Here is a 13,883-nt window from a genome sequence, read left to right as displayed (position 1 = left end):
GTTCATTGAAGGTTGGAAGGTTCGGAGGTTGAAATGAGTGTCGCTGATGTCAAGAAGGGCGTAGAGCAGAAGATGCAGCGCTCGATCGAAGCGTTCAAGAACGATCTGGCGAAGATCCGTACGGGCCGTGCGCATACCGGTCTGCTCGATCACGTGCAGGTCGACTACTACGGTTCGATGGTGCCGATCTCGCAGGTTGCGAACCTGACGCTCGTCGACGCACGCACGATCGGCGTGCAGCCGTGGGAAAAGAACATGGTCGCGAAGGTCGAGAAGGCCATCCGCGAAGCCGATCTGGGCCTGAACCCGGCCACGGCCGGCGACCTGATCCGCGTGCCGATGCCCGCGCTGACGGAAGAGCGCCGCCGCGAGCTGACCAAGGTGGTCAAGAGCGAAGGCGAAACGGCCAAGGTCGCGATCCGCAACCTGCGCCGCGACGCGAACGAAGCGCTCAAGAAGCTCGTGAAGGACAAGGAAATCTCGGAAGACGACGAGCGCCGTGCGAGCGACGACGTGCAGAAGCTGACCGACAAGCACGTCGCCGAAGTCGACAAGCTCGTGCAGAGCAAGGAAGCCGAGATCATGACGGTCTGACGACCGTCCTCGCGCGCCGCCTTCTTCCCGCATTACTGTCTCAACGGCCATGACCTATACCAGCTCTACCGTTCGCGTGCCTGACGTCGGCGCCGTGCCGCGTCATATCGCGATCATCATGGACGGCAACGGCCGTTGGGCGACCGAACGCCGCTTGCCGCGCGTCGCGGGGCACACCCGCGGCGTCGACGCCGTGCGGTCGGTGGTCGAAGGCTGCGCGCGCGCCGGCGTCGAATACCTGACGCTGTTCGCGTTCAGTTCGGAAAACTGGCGCCGGCCGAACGACGAAGTGTCGTTCCTGATGCGGCTGTTCATCACCGCGCTCGAGCGCGAGATCGGCAAGCTGCATGCGAACGGGATCCGCCTGCGCGTCGTGGGCGATCTCGAGCGTTTCGAGCCGCGCATCCGCGAACTGATCCGCCGCGCCGAAACCAAGACGGCGCGCAACACCCGCCTGACCCTGACGATCGCCGCGAACTACGGCGGCCGCTGGGACATCCTGCAGGCGACGAAGAAACTCGTCGAGCAGGCCGTGCGCGAGGGCCGCGAGGTCGAGGTGACCGAAGACGCGTTCGCGCCGCACCTGGCGATGGCCTATGCGCCGGAGCCCGATCTCTTCATCCGCACCGGCGGCGAGCAGCGCGTCAGCAATTTCCTGCTGTGGCAGCTCGCGTACGCCGAATTCTATTTCACCGACAAATACTGGCCGGATTTCGACGGCGCGGCGCTGGCCGACGCGATCGCGTCGTATACCGAGCGCGAGCGCCGTTTCGGGCGCACCAGCGCGCAGCTCGAACCGCAATCGCAGAACGCCGATTCCCTTTCATGCTGAAGACCCGTGTGATCACGGCGGTCGTGATGCTGGCCGTGTTGCTGCCGGTGACGCTGTTCGCGCCGCTCGCGGCCTTCGGCGCGCTGATCGGCGTCGTGCTCGTGTTCGCCGCGTGGGAATGGGCGCGCCTGCTGAAGCTCGGCGCGGCCGGTTCGGTCGTCTATGCGATCGTCGCGGCGCTGGCGCTCGCGGCGACCGCGCCGCTCGGCGTCGAGGCCGCTTCGTCCCGTCCCCTTTTCATGGCAGCCGGCGTGTTCTGGCTGCTGGTCGGCCCGTTCTCGCTGCGGCGCAAGCCCGAACTCGCGGCCGGCGTGTGGCGGCCGTTCCTGCTCGCGGCCGGGCTCGTGGTGTTCGCGGCCTGCTGGCACGCGGTCGTCGCGGCGCGTGCGCAGGGCGTTCCGTTCGTGCTCTCGCTGCTGCTGGTCGTGTGGCTGGCCGATATCGGTGCATATTTCGCGGGCAAGGCCTTCGGAAAGCGTAAACTGGCCGTGACGATCAGCCCCGGGAAGAGCTGGGAAGGCGCGATCGGCGGCTGGCTCGCCGTGATGGTCGTCGCGGGAGCCGCGATGGCCGCGCACTGGTTCGAGCCGACCCTGTTTTCCGCATTCGCGACGCGCTACGGCATGCCCGGCGCGTGGGCCGCGCTGACGCTGCTGGTTGCGTACAGCGTGATCGGCGACCTGTTCGAGTCGCTGCTCAAGCGTCAGGCGGGCGTGAAGGATTCGAGCGGCCTGCTGCCCGGTCACGGCGGCGTGCTCGACCGCGTCGACGCGCTGCTGCCGGTGCTGCCGCTCGCAATGCTGCTGCTTGGTTAAACCACTATTTCTGTTATGCAAAAACGTCTGACACTGCTCGGTTCCACGGGCTCGATCGGAGACAGCACGCTCGACGTGGTCGCCCGCCATCCCGAGCGTTTCTCGGTCTATGCGTTGACCGCGCACCGCAATGGCGACAAGCTCGTCGAGCAGTGCCTGCGCTTCGCACCCGAAGTCGCGGTGGTCGGCGATGCGAACACGGCGGCGCACGTCGAGGCGAAGCTGCGCGCGGCGGGCAGCAAGACCACGGTGCTGTACGGGCCGCAGGCGCTCGTCGACGTGTCGAACAGCGACGGCTGCGACACGGTCGTCGCGGCGATCGTCGGCGCGGCCGGCCTCGCGCCGAGCCTGGCGGCCGCGCGCGCCGGCAAGCGCATCCTGCTCGCGAACAAGGAATCGCTCGTGATGTCGGGCGCGATCTTCATGGACGCCGTGCGCGACCACGGCGCGATCCTGCTGCCGGTCGACAGCGAACACAACGCGATCTTCCAGTGCATGCCGCGCGACGCGAACGAGCACGGCGGGATCTCGAAGATCATCCTGACCGCGTCGGGCGGCCCGTTCCGCACGCGCGAGCCGGCCACGCTCGTCGACGTGACGCCGGACGAGGCCTGCAAGCACCCGAACTGGGTGATGGGCCGCAAGATTTCCGTCGATTCCGCGACGATGATGAACAAGGGCCTCGAAGTGATCGAGGCGCACTGGATCTTCGCCCTGCCGGGCGACCGGATCGACGTGCTGATCCACCCGCAGAGCGTGATCCATTCGCTTGTGTCGTACCGCGACGGCTCGGTGCTCGCGCAGCTCGGCAACCCCGACATGCGTACGCCGATCGCGCACGCGCTGGCGTTCCCGGAGCGCGTCGACGCCGGCGTCGAGCAGCTCGACCTCGCGCAGATCGCCCAGCTGTCGTTCGAGAAGCCCGACTACACGCGCTTCCCGTGCCTCGCGCTCGCGCTGAAGGCGCTCGAGGAGGGCGGCATCGCGAGCGCCGCGTTGAACGCGGCGAACGAAATCGCGGTCGAAGCGTTTCTCGAGCGCCGGATCGGCTTCATGGCGATCGCGGCGACGGTCGACGCGGTGCTCAACGCACTGCCGAACCGCAACCCGAACGGGCTCGACGACGTCCTTGCGGCGGATGCCGAGGCACGCCGCCTCGCCGCCGAGATCATTGCGAAAGCGCCTGCGCCACGCGTGGAGCGCACTGTCTGAATGAGGTGCTCATGAACGTGCTGGTCGAACTGATCGCGTTTGCGGTGGCGATCGGGGTGCTGGTCGTCGTGCATGAGTACGGACATTATCGCGTCGCGCGCTGGTGCGGCGTGAAGGTGCTGCGTTTCTCGATCGGCTTCGGCCAGCCCGTCGCGCGCTGGGTCAGCCGCAGGACGGGCACCGAATGGACGCTCTCCGCGCTGCCGCTCGGCGGCTACGTGAAGATGCTCGACGAGCGCGAGCCGGGGGCGGGCGTCAAACCCGAGGAGCTCGGCCAGGCGTTCAACCGGCAATCGGTGTTCAAGCGCATCGCGATCGTCGCCGCCGGCCCGATCGCGAACTTCCTGTTGGCAATCGTCCTGTTTTCCGCCGTATTCGCGACCGGCGTGACCGAGCCGGCCGCGGTGCTCGCGCCGCCGGCCGCCGGCACGGCGGCGGCCCGCGCGGGCTTCGACGGCAGCGAGACGATCGTGTCCATTCGCGACGCACAGGGCGGAGACGCCGTGCCGGTGCGCTCGTGGTCGGACCTGCGCTGGAAGCTGCTGGCCGCCGCGTTCGATCATCGCGAGGTCGTGCTCGGCGCGCGCGACGGAGGCGCGGCGACGTTCGACTTTCGCGTCGACCTGCGCAATGTTCCCGAAAGCGCGCTCGACGACGATTTCATGCTGCACCTGGGCTTCGAGACCGGCGGCGGCGCGCTGTCGGTGGCGTCGGTGCAGCCCGGCAGCGCGGCCGAGCAGGCGGGTCTGAAGGCCGGCGACAAGCTGCTCGCGCTCGACGGCAAGCCCATCGGCGGTGCCACGCGCTTCATCGACGCGGTGAAGCACCATGCGGGCCAGGCGGTCGAACTGCAGATCGAGCGCGGCGGTGCGTCCCGGACGGTGTCGATCGTGCCGCAGGCGCAGCGCGACGACGAAACGGGGCAGCAGGTCGGCCGCATCGGCGCGGCGCTGTCGATGCACACGCCGTCGGTGGACGTGCGCTACGGGCCGATCGAGAGCCTGCGGCTCGGCGCGCACCGCACGTGGGACATCGCCGTGTATTCGCTGAGGATGTTCGGGCGGATGATCACGGGCGATGCGTCGCTGAAGAACCTGTCCGGCCCGGTGACGATTGCGGACTACGCGGGCAAGAGCGCGCGGCTCGGTCCGTCGGCCTTCCTGTCGTTCCTCGCCCTTGTCAGCATTAGCCTCGGGGTGCTGAACTTGCTGCCGATTCCCGTTTTGGACGGGGGGCATCTGTTATATTATCTGGTTGAAGCCGCGACCGGGAAAGCCGTATCGGAGCGCTGGCAGCTGATTCTGCAAAGAGCCGGGTTGATCTGCATCGTCGCGTTGTCGGCGATCGCGCTGTTCAACGACCTGGCTCGGTTAATCCATTTCTGAAGCGTCAGGCGGCGGCCAGTCGGCCGCCGCCTGATTTGATGCAGCTAAATATTGGGGATGCACGTTGTTCAAACCTCATCGCTTTGTACCTAAGACAGTTGCAGCGGCCGCGCTCGCCGCGCACGGCCTCGCGGCGCATGCAGCGGCACCGTTCGTGGTGCAAGACATCAAGATCGAGGGGTTGCAGCGCGTCGAAGCCGGTTCGGTGTTCGCCTACCTGCCGATCAAGCAGGGCGATACCTTCACCGACGACAAGGCATCCGAAGCAATCCGCGCGCTGTACGCGACGGGCTTCTTCAACGACGTGCGCATCGCCACTCAGGGCAACGTCGTGATCGTGCAGGTGCAGGAGCGTCCGGCCATCGCGTCGATCGACTTCACCGGCACGAAGGAATTCGACAAGGACAACCTGACGAAGGCGCTGCGCGCGGTGGGTCTGGCCGATGGCCGCTACTACGACAAGGCGCTCGTCGACAAGGCGGAGCAGGAGCTCAAGCGTCAGTACCTGACGCGCGGCTTCTATGCGGCCGAGGTCAAGACGACGATCACGCCGGTCGACGCGAACCGCGTGTCGATCCTGTTCGCGGTCGCCGAAGGCCCGAGCGCGAAGATCCGCCAGATCAACTTCATTGGCAACAAGGCGTTCAGCACCAGCACGCTGCGCGACGAAATGCAGCTGTCGACGCCGAACTGGTTCTCCTGGTACACGAAGAACGACCTGTACTCGAAGGAAAAGCTCACGGGCGACCTCGAGGCCGTGCGCTCGTACTACCTGAACCGCGGCTACCTCGAGTTCAACATCGAATCGACGCAGGTGTCGATCTCGCCCGACAAGAAGGACATGTACCTGACGGTCACGCTGCACGAAGGCGAGCCGTACACGGTGTCGGGCATCAAGCTGTCGGGCAACCTGCTCGATCGCGAAGCCGAACTGAACAAGCTGATCAAGATCAAGCCGGGCGATCGCTTCTCGGCCGAAAAGCTGCAGCAAACGACGAAGTCGATCGTCGACAAACTCGGCGAATACGGCTACGCATTCGCGACCGTCAACGCGCAGCCGGACATCGACCAGGCGAACCACAAGGTGAACCTGAACCTCGTCGTCGATCCGAGCCGCCGCGTGTACGTGCGCCGCATCAACGTGGTCGGCAACACGCGCACGCGCGACGAAGTCGTGCGCCGCGAAATGCGCCAGCTCGAAAGCTCGTGGTTCGATTCGAACCGCCTCGCGCTGTCGAAGGACCGCGTGAACCGTCTCGGCTACTTCACCAACGTCGACGTCACGACGGTGCCGGTCGAAGGCACGAACGACCAGGTCGACGTGAACGTGAAGGTCGACGAAAAGCCGACCGGCGCGATCACGCTGGGCGCGGGCTTCTCGTCGACGGACAAGGTGGTGCTGTCGGCCGGCGTGTCGCAGGACAACGTGTTCGGCTCGGGCACGAGCCTGTCGGTGAACGTCAACACCGCGAAGAGCTACCGCACGCTGACCGTCACGCAGGTCGACCCGTACTTCACGGTCGACGGCATCAAGCGGATCACGGACGTCTACTACCGCACGTACCAGCCGCTCTACTATTCGACCAGCTCGAGCTTCCGGATCATCAGCGCGGGCGGCAACCTGAAGTTCGGCATCCCGTTCTCGGAAGTCGACACCGTCTACTTCGGCGCGGGCTTCGAGCAGAACCGTCTCGACGTCGACTCGAACACGCCGCAGAGCTACCAGGATTACGTGAACGAGTTCGGCCGCGTGTCGAACACGGTGCCGCTGACGGTGGCATGGTCGCGCGACGCACGTGACAGCGCGCTGATCCCGAGCCGCGGCTACTTCACGCAGGCGAACGTCGAATACGGCGTACCGGTCGGCAAGATCCAGTACTACAAGGCCGACCTGCAGGCGCAGTACTACTATTCGTTCTCGCGCGGTTTCATCCTGGGCCTGAACCTGCAAGGCGGCTACGGTAACGGCATCGGCAACCCGTACCCGATCTTCAAGAACTACTACGCGGGCGGTATCGGCTCCGTGCGTGGCTACGAGCCGAGCTCGCTGGGCCCGCGCGACACGAAGACGAACGACCCGATCGGCGGTTCGAAGATGGTGGTCGGCAACATCGAGCTGACGTTCCCGCTGCCGGGCACCGGCTACGACCGCACGCTGCGCGTGTTCACGTTCCTCGACGGCGGTAACGTATGGGGCAACGCGCCGGGCGGCACGAGTACCGGCGCGAACGGCCTGCGTTACGGCTACGGTGTGGGTCTCGCGTGGATCTCGCCGATCGGCCCGCTGAAGCTGAGCCTCGGCTTCCCGCTGCAGAAGCACGAAGGCGACCAGTACCAGAAATTCCAGTTCCAGATCGGGACGGCGTTCTGATCGAACGCATGACAACAGTAACGAGAGGGTAATTTTGCTAACCGGTAAGTTTTCGAAACGAGTGATGTGTGCGCTGACCGTTGCGCTGGCCTTGGGCGCGGCGACGGCGCATGCTCAGGACGTCGCCCGCATCGCGGCGGTCAATTCGGATCGGATCCTGCGCGAGTCGGCGCCCGCCAAGGCGGCGCAGACGAAGCTCGAAGCCGAGTTCGCGAAGCGCGACAAGGATCTGCAGGACCTCGCGGCGCGCCTGAAGTCGATGTCCGATTCGCTGGACAAGAACGGTGCGTCGCTGTCGGCGGCCGATCGCGCGCAGAAGCAGCGCGATCTCGCGCAGCTCGATACCGACTTCCAGCGCAAGCAGCGCGAGTTTCGCGAAGACCTGAACCAGCGCCGCAACGAGGAGCTCGCGGCCGTGCTGGAGCGCGCGAACAAGGTCATCAAGCAGATCGCCGAGCAGCAGAATTACGACCTGATCGTGCAGGAAGCCGTGTACGTCAGCCCGCGCATCGACATCACCGACAAGGTGCTCAAGGCGCTCGCGTCCGGCTCGACGAACTGAACGGAGCAGACGACGAATGGCATTGACGCTTGAGGCACTCGTAACGCGGTTCGGCGGCGAGATCGCCGGCGACGCCCAGTGCAAGGTGGGCGGCCTCGCGCCGCTCGACCAGGCAGGCCCTCAGCAACTCGCGTTTCTCGCGAACCCGAAGTACCTGTCGCAGGTCGAGACGACCCGCGCCGGCGCGGTGCTGATCGCGCCGAAGGATCTCGAAAAGCTGGGCGCGGCCGCGAGCGGCCGCAATTTCATCGTGACGCCGAATCCGTACGCGTACTTCGCGCGCGTCGCGCAGATGTTCATCGATCTCGCCACGCCGCCGCGCGCGGCCGGCGTGCATCCGAGCGCGACGATCGATCCGGCCGCGCAGGTCGCCGCGAGTGCGGTGATCGGCCCGCACGTGACGGTCGAGGCCGGCGCGGTGATCGAAGACGACGTGCAGCTCGACGCGAACGTGTTCGTCGGCCGCGGCACGACGATCGGCGCCGGCTCGCACCTGTATCCGAACGCCTCGGTGTACCACGGCTGCAAGATCGGCCCGCGCGCGATCATCCACGCGGGCGCCGTGATCGGCTCCGACGGCTTCGGCTTCGCGCCGGATTTCGTCGGCGATGGCGACGCGCGCACCGGCAGCTGGGTCAAGATTCCGCAGGTCGGCGGCGTGTCGATCGGCCCGGACGTCGAGATCGGCGCGAACACGACGATCGACCGCGGCGCGATGGCGGACACCGTCATCGAGGAATGCGTGAAGATCGACAACCAGGTGCAGATCGCGCACAACTGCCGGATCGGCGCCTACACGGTGATCGCCGGCAAGGCGGGTATCGCGGGCAGCACGACGATTGGCCGTCACTGCATGATCGGCGGCGCGGCGGGGATCGCCGGCCACGTGACGCTCGGCGACTATGTCATCATCACGGCGAATTCGGGCGTGTCGAAGTCGCTGCCGAAGGCCGGCATCTACACGAGCGCGTTCCCGGCCGTCGACCACGGCGAATGGAACCGGAGCGCCGCGCTCGTGCGCAACCTCGACAAGCTGCGCGACCGCATCAAGGCGCTCGAAACCGCGCTGGCCGCCCAGGGCGGCACGGACGCCTGACCGACACCATGCGAGACCACGAACCGGGCACGGCCAGCGCATCCGGCCCGGTTTGCCAGACTGGGCCGCACGGCGGCCCGCTTCAGCCTTTGCATCACCACCGCGCAGCCTCTGCGTGAGACGAACCATCATGAGCACTGAAAAAATCAATCTCGACATCCACAAGATCCTCACGCTGCTGCCGCATCGCTATCCGATTCTGCTCGTCGATCGCGTGCTCGAACTCGAGCCGCACAAGGGGATCAAAGCGCTGAAGAACGTGTCGATCAACGAGCCGTTCTTCCAGGGACACTTCCCGAAGCGGCCGGTGATGCCGGGTGTGCTGATCCTCGAGGCGCTCGCTCAGGCGGCCGCGCTGCTGACGTTCTCGGAAGAGCAGCCGAAGGATCCGGAAAACACGCTGTACTACTTCGTCGGGATCGACGGCGCGCGCTTCAAGCGCGTGGTCGAACCGGGCGACCAGCTGATTCTGAACGTGACGTTCGAACGTTACATCCGCGGCATCTGGAAGTTCAAGGCGGTGGCGGAAGTGGACGGCAAAGTGGCGGCGGAAGCCGAACTGATGTGCACGGTCAAGACGGCCGACGCGGCGCCCTGAGCGACGCGGCACGCATGGGTAACGTAACGCGGGCAACGCGACACATCACATCGAGAGGCAACGGCGCATGACCAGGATTCATCCTACCGCGATCGTCGAACCGGGCGCACAGATCGACGAGTCCGTCGAGATCGGGCCGTACGCGATCGTCGGGCCGCACGTCACGATCGGCGCGCGCACGACCATCGGCTCGCACAGCGTGATCGAAGGTCACACGACGCTCGGCGAGGACAACCGCATCGGCCATTACGCGTCGGTGGGCGGCCGTCCGCAGGACATGAAGTACAAGGACGAGCCGACGAAGCTCGTGATCGGCAACCGCAACACGATCCGCGAATTCACGACGATCCACACCGGCACCGTGCAGGACGTCGGCGTGACGACGCTCGGCGACGACAACTGGATCATGGCCTATGTGCACATCGGCCATGACTGCCGCGTCGGCAACAACGTGATCCTGTCGAGCAACGCGCAGATGGCCGGTCACGTCGAGATCGGCGACTTCGCGATCGTCGGCGGGATGTCGGGCGTGCACCAGTTCGTGCGCATCGGCGCGCACTCGATGCTGGGCGGCGCCTCGGCGCTCGTGCAGGACGTGCCGCCGTTCGTGATCGCGGCCGGCAACAAGGCCGAGCCGCACGGCATCAACGTCGAAGGCCTGCGCCGGCGCGGTTTCTCGCCCGACGCGATCTCGGCGCTGCGCAGCGCGTACCGCCTGCTGTACAAGAACGGCCTGTCGCTCGAGGAAGCGAAGGTGCAGTTGCGCGAGCTGGCGGCCGCGGGCGGCGAGGGCGACGCAGCGGTCACCGCGCTCGTCGAGTTCATCGACGCGTCCCAACGCGGCATCATCCGCTAAGCGATGTCGCTCCCGACCAATCAGCTCCGGCTCGCGATGGTGGCCGGCGAGCCGTCGGGCGACCTGCTCGCGGCGTCGCTGCTCGGCGGGCTTCAGGCGCGGCTGCCCGCATCGACCCGCTACTACGGGATCGGCGGGCAGCGGATGCTCGCGCACGGCTTCGACTCGCACTGGCAGATGGACAAGCTGACGGTGCGCGGCTACGTCGAGGCGCTGGGCCAGATTCCCGAGATCCTGCGGATTCGCGGCGAGCTGAAGCGCCAGCTCCTCGCGGAGCGGCCCGACGCCTTCATCGGCGTCGACGCACCCGATTTCAACTTCAGCGTGGAGCAGGCCGCGCGCGACGCGGGCATCCCGTCGATCCACTTCGTGTGCCCGTCGATCTGGGCGTGGCGCGGCGGGCGGATCAAGAAGATCGCGAAGTCCGTCGACCACATGCTGTGCCTGTTCCCGTTCGAGCCGGCGATCCTCGACAAGGCGGGCGTCGCGTCGACGTATGTCGGCCACCCGCTGGCCGACGAGATTCCGCTCGAGCCCGACACGCACGGCGCGCGCATCGCGCTCGGCCTGCCGGCCGAAGGCCCCGTGATCGCGGTGCTGCCGGGCAGCCGGCGCTCGGAGATCGGGCTGATCGGCCCGACGTTCTTCGCCGCGATGGCGCTGATGCAGCAGCGCGAGCCCGGCGTGCGGTTCGTGATGCCGGCGGCGACGCCCGCGCTGCGCGAACTGCTGCAGCCGCTCGTCGACGCCCATCCGCAACTCGCGCTGACGATCACCGACGGCCGCTCGCAGGTCGCGATGACGGCCGCCGACGCGATCCTCGTGAAGAGCGGCACCGTCACGCTGGAAGCCGCGCTGCTGAAGAAGCCGATGGTGATCTCGTACAAGGTGCCCTGGCTGACCGGACAGATCATGCGCCGGCAGGGCTATCTGCCGTACGTCGGCTTGCCGAACATCCTGGCGGGGCGCTTCGTCGTGCCCGAGCTGCTGCAGCATTTCGCGACGCCCGAGGCGCTCGCCGATGCGACGCTCACGCAGCTGCGCGACGACGCGAACCGCCGCACGCTGACCGAAGTGTTTACTGAAATGCATCTCTCGCTGCGGCAGAACACGGCCGCGAAGGCGGCCGAAGCGGTCGTGCGCGTACTCGAGCAACGCAAGGGGCGCGCATGACGGCCGCCCGTGCACCACGCCGCAGCGCGTCGATCGACGTGCAGGGCGGTTTCGACTTCAGCCGGCCCGACGAGATCGTCTGCGGCGTCGACGAAGCGGGCCGCGGCCCGCTCGCGGGGCCGGTGGTCGCCGCAGCTGTGATCCTCGATCCCGCGCAGCCGATCGACGGGCTCGACGATTCGAAGGCGCTGTCCGCGAAAAAGCGCGACGCGCTGTACGACCTGATCGTCGCGCGCTCGCGCGCGTATTGCGTCGCGTCGGCCAGCGTCGACGAGATCGACACGCTCAACATCCTGCACGCGACGATGCTCGCGATGAAGCGGGCCGTCGAAGGCCTGTCGGTGCTGCCGACGCTCGCGCAGATCGACGGCAACCGCTGCCCGACGCTGATGGTGCGTGCCGAGGCGATCGTCAGCGGCGACGCGCTCGTGCCGAGCATCTCGGCCGCGTCGATCCTCGCGAAGGTCGCGCGTGACCGCATGCTCGTCGAGCTGCACGAACGCTTCCCGGTGTACGGGTTCAACGAGCATGCGGGCTACGGCACCGAGAAACATCTTGCCGCGCTGCGCGAGCACGGCCCGTGCGAAGCGCATCGGCGCTCGTTCGCACCCGTGCGCGCGGCACTCGACCTGATTCGATGAAAAGCATTACTTCCCGCGACAACCCGCTGTACAAGCGCCTGAAGGCGCTTGCGGGTTCGACGTCCCAGCAGCGCCGCGGCGGCCAGGCGCTGCTCGAAGGTTTTCACCTCGCCAGCGCGTATCTCGATACGGGCGCGATACCCGAGCTGTGCGTCGCCACCGAAGGCGCGCTCGCGCACGACGAAGCGCAGGCGATCATCGCGCGCGTCGACGCGCAGCGGGTCGTCACGCTGCCCGATGCGCTGTTCGGACAACTGTCGAACGTGGTGAGCGGCGTCGGTTTCCTGCTGCTCGTCGAGCGTCCCGCGCAGCCGCTGCCGGAGCGTGTCACGCACACGTCGGTCGTGCTCGACGGCGTGCAGGACGCCGGCAACGTCGGCTCGATCCTGCGCAGCGCGGCCGCGGCCGGTGTGCGGCACGTGTTCTGCGCGCCGGGCACCGCCTATGCGTGGTCGTCGAAGGTGCTGCGCTCGGGAATGGGCGCGCACTTCCTGCTGTCGATCCACGAGGATGTCGAGGCCGGCGCGCTCGCGGAACGCCTCGACGTGCCGGTCGCGCTGACCGATTCGCACGGCGCGCAGGCGATCTACGACTGCGACCTGGCCGGGCCCGTCGCATGGGTGTTCGGCAACGAGGGCGCCGGCGTGTCGGCGTTCTGGCGCAATGCGGCCACGCATCGCGTGACGATCCCGCAACCGGGCGGCATGGAGTCGCTGAATGTGGCGGCAGCGGCGGCGGTGTGCCTGTTCGAGCAGGTGCGGCAGCAGCGGTGCGCGTGACATGACGACGTGACGCGCGGCGTTGCCCGCGCGGTATCCCGCACCACGAAACAAGGCCGCGTTCGACGCGGCCTTGTTGCTTCTGGCGACGGCGGCCCGAAGGCCACCCGTGCGCCGGTCGTCAGTACGACTGCCGGTCGAGGCGGATTTCCTGCAGGATCGTCGTCGCGATCTCCTCGATCGACTTGTGCGTCGACGACAGCCACTTGATCCCTTCGCGGCGCATCATCGCCTCGGCCTCGTTGATCTCGTAGCGGCAATTCTCGGGCGCCGCGTACTTGCTGCCGGGGCGGCGCTCGTTGCGGATCTCCGACAGGCGCTGCGGATCGATCGATAGCCCGAACAGCTTGTCGCGATGCGGCGACAGCGCCGACGGCAGCTTGCCGCGCTCGAAGTCTTCCGGAATCAGCGGATAGTTGGCGGCCTTCACGCCGTACTGCATCGCGAGATACAGGCTCGTCGGCGTCTTGCCGCTGCGCGACACGCCGACCAGGATCACGTCGGCTTCCGACAGGTTGCGGTTCGACTGGCCGTCGTCGTGCGCGAGCGAGAAGTTGATCGCCTCGATCCGCGTCTTGTATTCCTCGGTATCGGCGTTCTGGTGGCCGCGGCCCATCGCGTGGCTCGACTTCAGCTCCAGTTCCTGCTCGAGCGGCTCGACGAAGCGCTGGAACATGTCCAGCACGAGCGCGTTCGAGCGCTTGACGATGTCGTTCGACTCGCTGTCGACGAGCGTCGTGAACACGATCGCGCGGCGGCCGTCGTGCACCGCGGCTTCGTTGATCTTCTCGACGGTCGAAAAGGCCTTGTCGAGCGAGTCGACGAACGGCACGCGCACGAGGCGGAATTTCTGGTCGAACTGGGAGAGGATCGAGTGCGCGAAGGTTTCGGCAGTGATCCCGGTGCCGTCGGAGACGATGAAAACGGTAGGCAGCATGAATCTGGGCGTCGAGCGTGAAGGGCGGTTGC

14 protein-coding genes are annotated in these 13,883 nt (G+C 66.9%); 13 read left to right on the top strand and 1 reads right to left on the bottom strand.

The genetic code is table 11. The features are described 5' to 3' along the window. Positions 1–33 precede the first annotated feature (33 nt). From frr to NQV17_RS09095, 13 genes are all read left to right on the top strand, one after another. On the top strand, positions 34–594 hold the full coding sequence (gene frr / locus NQV17_RS09155; protein ID WP_006752152.1) for a ribosome recycling factor: 561 nt from the start codon (positions 34–36) through the stop codon (positions 592–594). 49 nt (positions 595–643) lie between these two features. After that, positions 644–1,426: a polyprenyl diphosphate synthase gene (gene uppS, locus NQV17_RS09150; protein WP_044843774.1), complete on the top strand. Its 783-nt coding sequence runs from the start codon at positions 644–646 to the stop codon at positions 1,424–1,426. After that, a complete protein-coding gene (locus NQV17_RS09145) occupies positions 1,420–2,241 on the top strand; it encodes a phosphatidate cytidylyltransferase (protein ID WP_257771597.1) in 822 nt (273 codons plus the stop codon). Before uppS ends, NQV17_RS09145 begins: the two co-directional genes overlap by 7 nt. 15 nt (positions 2,242–2,256) lie before the next feature. Further along, positions 2,257–3,453, top strand: coding sequence for a 1-deoxy-D-xylulose-5-phosphate reductoisomerase (locus NQV17_RS09140; RefSeq protein WP_257771595.1), 1,197 nt, complete (start codon positions 2,257–2,259; stop codon positions 3,451–3,453). Between the two features lie 11 nt (positions 3,454–3,464). Next, complete coding sequence (gene rseP / locus NQV17_RS09135) at positions 3,465–4,838, top strand: RIP metalloprotease RseP (RefSeq protein WP_257771593.1); 1,374 nt, start codon at positions 3,465–3,467, stop codon at positions 4,836–4,838. Between the two features lie 64 nt (positions 4,839–4,902). Then, entirely contained in the window at positions 4,903–7,209 is a 2,307-nt protein-coding gene (gene bamA, locus NQV17_RS09130) for an outer membrane protein assembly factor BamA (RefSeq protein WP_044843770.1), read from the top strand. A gap of 64 nt (positions 7,210–7,273) precedes the next feature. Beyond that, positions 7,274–7,771 (top strand): OmpH family outer membrane protein, encoded by a 498-nt coding sequence (locus NQV17_RS09125; RefSeq protein ID WP_040144479.1) that lies wholly within the window; start codon positions 7,274–7,276, stop codon positions 7,769–7,771. 16 nt (positions 7,772–7,787) lie between these two features. Then, positions 7,788–8,867: a UDP-3-O-(3-hydroxymyristoyl)glucosamine N-acyltransferase gene (gene lpxD, locus NQV17_RS09120; RefSeq protein ID WP_257771588.1), complete on the top strand. Its 1,080-nt coding sequence runs from the start codon at positions 7,788–7,790 to the stop codon at positions 8,865–8,867. A gap of 130 nt (positions 8,868–8,997) precedes the next feature. Beyond that, positions 8,998–9,465 carry a 3-hydroxyacyl-ACP dehydratase FabZ gene (gene fabZ, locus NQV17_RS09115; protein ID WP_006402657.1) on the top strand — a complete coding sequence of 156 codons (468 nt, stop codon included), beginning with the start codon at positions 8,998–9,000 and terminating at the stop codon, positions 9,463–9,465. 67 nt (positions 9,466–9,532) lie between these two features. After that, positions 9,533–10,321 (top strand): acyl-ACP--UDP-N-acetylglucosamine O-acyltransferase, encoded by a 789-nt coding sequence (gene lpxA / locus NQV17_RS09110; RefSeq protein ID WP_044843768.1) that lies wholly within the window; start codon positions 9,533–9,535, stop codon positions 10,319–10,321. Between the two features lie 3 nt (positions 10,322–10,324). Then, positions 10,325–11,494, top strand: a complete 1,170-nt coding sequence (gene lpxB / locus NQV17_RS09105; protein ID WP_124486191.1) for a lipid-A-disaccharide synthase — start codon at positions 10,325–10,327, stop codon at positions 11,492–11,494. Beyond that, on the top strand, positions 11,491–12,135 hold the full coding sequence (rnhB, locus tag NQV17_RS09100; protein WP_257771580.1) for a ribonuclease HII: 645 nt from the start codon (positions 11,491–11,493) through the stop codon (positions 12,133–12,135). Before lpxB ends, rnhB begins: the two co-directional genes overlap by 4 nt. Beyond that, positions 12,132–12,914, top strand: a complete 783-nt coding sequence (locus tag NQV17_RS09095) for an RNA methyltransferase (RefSeq protein WP_257771578.1) — start codon at positions 12,132–12,134, stop codon at positions 12,912–12,914. The genes rnhB and NQV17_RS09095 overlap by 4 nt, the downstream gene beginning before the upstream one ends. A 121-nt stretch (positions 12,915–13,035) precedes the next feature. Here the strand turns inward: NQV17_RS09095 and NQV17_RS09090 are convergent, their stop codons facing one another. After that, positions 13,036–13,851 (bottom strand): pyruvate, water dikinase regulatory protein, encoded by an 816-nt coding sequence (locus tag NQV17_RS09090; RefSeq protein WP_044843764.1) that lies wholly within the window; start codon positions 13,849–13,851, stop codon positions 13,036–13,038. Positions 13,852–13,883 lie beyond the last annotated feature (32 nt).

The sequence above is a fragment of the Burkholderia sp. SCN-KJ genome (assembly GCF_024656005.1).
In the GTDB taxonomy this organism is placed as follows: Bacteria; Pseudomonadota; Gammaproteobacteria; order Burkholderiales; family Burkholderiaceae; genus Burkholderia.
Note: the sequence above shows the minus strand (reverse complement) of the source record. Positions and strands in the feature narration are given on the sequence as shown.

Coding starts and splice junctions, on each gene's coding strand:
- frr (WP_006752152.1), top strand. CDS start 34: ATGAGTGTCGCTGATGTCAAGAAGGGCGTAGAGCAGAAGATGCAGCGC.
- uppS (WP_044843774.1), top strand. CDS start 644: ATGACCTATACCAGCTCTACCGTTCGCGTGCCTGACGTCGGCGCCGTG.
- NQV17_RS09145 (WP_257771597.1), top strand. CDS start 1,420: ATGCTGAAGACCCGTGTGATCACGGCGGTCGTGATGCTGGCCGTGTTG.
- NQV17_RS09140 (WP_257771595.1), top strand. CDS start 2,257: ATGCAAAAACGTCTGACACTGCTCGGTTCCACGGGCTCGATCGGAGAC.
- rseP (WP_257771593.1), top strand. CDS start 3,465: ATGAACGTGCTGGTCGAACTGATCGCGTTTGCGGTGGCGATCGGGGTG.
- NQV17_RS09125 (WP_040144479.1), top strand. CDS start 7,274: ATGTGTGCGCTGACCGTTGCGCTGGCCTTGGGCGCGGCGACGGCGCAT.
- lpxD (WP_257771588.1), top strand. CDS start 7,788: ATGGCATTGACGCTTGAGGCACTCGTAACGCGGTTCGGCGGCGAGATC.
- fabZ (WP_006402657.1), top strand. CDS start 8,998: ATGAGCACTGAAAAAATCAATCTCGACATCCACAAGATCCTCACGCTG.
- lpxA (WP_044843768.1), top strand. CDS start 9,533: ATGACCAGGATTCATCCTACCGCGATCGTCGAACCGGGCGCACAGATC.
- lpxB (WP_124486191.1), top strand. CDS start 10,325: ATGTCGCTCCCGACCAATCAGCTCCGGCTCGCGATGGTGGCCGGCGAG.
- rnhB (WP_257771580.1), top strand. CDS start 11,491: ATGACGGCCGCCCGTGCACCACGCCGCAGCGCGTCGATCGACGTGCAG.
- NQV17_RS09095 (WP_257771578.1), top strand. CDS start 12,132: ATGAAAAGCATTACTTCCCGCGACAACCCGCTGTACAAGCGCCTGAAG.
- NQV17_RS09090 (WP_044843764.1), bottom strand. CDS start 13,851: ATGCTGCCTACCGTTTTCATCGTCTCCGACGGCACCGGGATCACTGCC.